The organism is Streptomyces spiroverticillatus (genome assembly GCA_014650415.1).
In the GTDB taxonomy this organism is placed as follows: domain Bacteria; phylum Actinomycetota; class Actinomycetes; order Streptomycetales; family Streptomycetaceae; genus Streptomyces; species Streptomyces spiroverticillatus.
On record BMUX01000086.1, the window covers coordinates 1 to 684 of the forward strand.

The window sequence follows — 684 nt, forward strand, 5'->3', positions numbered from 1 at the left end:
CCGTTGGGTGGGGGGACGGTGTTGGTGACGGGTGGTACGGGTGGTCTGGGCAGTGTGGTGGCCCGGCATCTGGTTGTGCGGCATGGGGTGCGGAGTCTGTTGTTGGTGTCGCGTCGGGGGCTGGGTGCTCCGGGTGCGGTGGAGTTGCGGGACGAGCTGGGTGTTCTGGGTGCTGAGGTCGCGGTGGTCGCGTGTGATGTGGCGGACCGTGAGGCGTTGGCGGGGGTGTTGGCCGGGGTGGAGTTGTCGGCGGTGATTCATACCGCTGGTGTGCTGGACGACGGTGTGGTGTCGTCTCTGTCGGCGGAGCGGGTGTCGGGGGTGTTGCGTCCGAAGGTGGATGCGGCGTGGCATCTGCATGAGCTGACCCGGGGGATGGGTCTGTCGGCGTTTGTGTTGTTCTCGTCTATTTCGGGTGTGATGGGGTCGGCGGGTCAGGGCAACTACGCGGCGGCAAATGTCTTCCTGGATGCGTTGGCGGTACGTCGTCGGGCGGAGGGTCTGCCTGCGCAGTCGTTGGCCTGGGGTGCGTGGGCGCCGACCGGCGGTATGACGGCGTCGCTTTCCGAGGCGGACCGGCAGCGCATCGCCGCGTCCGGGGTTCCGCCGCTCTCCGTCGAGCAGGGTCTTGCCCTGCTGGACGCGGCGATGGCCACCGACGCACCCCACCTCGTCCCCCTCGGC

1 protein-coding gene is annotated in these 684 nt (G+C 68.7%); it reads left to right on the forward strand.

The annotated features are described in order from the left end of the window. A partial coding sequence (locus IE269_RS42825) for a beta-ketoacyl reductase (RefSeq protein ID WP_189828783.1) occupies positions 1-684 on the forward strand: 684 nt, incomplete at both ends.